This window comes from Kitasatospora saccharophila (assembly GCF_039529925.1).
Taxonomy (GTDB): Bacteria; Actinomycetota; Actinomycetes; order Streptomycetales; family Streptomycetaceae; genus Kitasatospora; species Kitasatospora saccharophila.
The window spans coordinates 1-533 of record NZ_BAAANS010000200.1; the positions used below are offsets into that span (position 1 = coordinate 1).

Here is a 533-nt window from a genome sequence, read left to right on the forward strand (position 1 = left end):
CGCCCCGTAATCCTCGTGACGCCACAGGACCACATGGCGGACAGGCTCGAGCGCCAGCACCCGCCCCACCATCTCGGACCAACGCAGGTCCAGCGGCGAGAGCCCGGCGCAGAAGCGCTCGAAACTGACAGGCCGTCCGGCGAGAAACTGATGCCCCCAGCCCGAGACCAGCCAGTCCAGCGGATTGCGGATGCACAGCGCCAGCGTCACGCCCTGCAGCCCGAGCGCCACACAGGTCGCGGCCAGCCGCATTTCGGCCCCCGGATAGAGCTGCGCCCCCGCCACCATGGCAGGCGGGCGCGGACTGCCCAGCATGTTTTCATCTGACACGAGCAGATGCTGCCCGGCCCGGATTTCGCCCTGCAAGGCCCGGCGCAGATGCCGCCCGCGCCAGCGCATCACCATGTGGCTGTCATGCAGCGCGGGCAGCTTCAGCGCATGGCGCAGCGTATCGGGTCCGAACCAGGCGCAACCCGAGGCGCGCAACAGGTCGCGATTGGCCGAACAGAGCGCCTGAAAATGGGTGCTGGCGG

1 protein-coding gene is annotated in these 533 nt (G+C 69.2%); it reads right to left on the minus strand.

Going from position 1 to position 533, the window contains the following annotated elements; genetic code table 11:
* A partial coding sequence (locus ABD345_RS40165) for a hypothetical protein (RefSeq protein ID WP_344559806.1) occupies positions 1-533 on the minus strand: 533 nt, incomplete at both ends.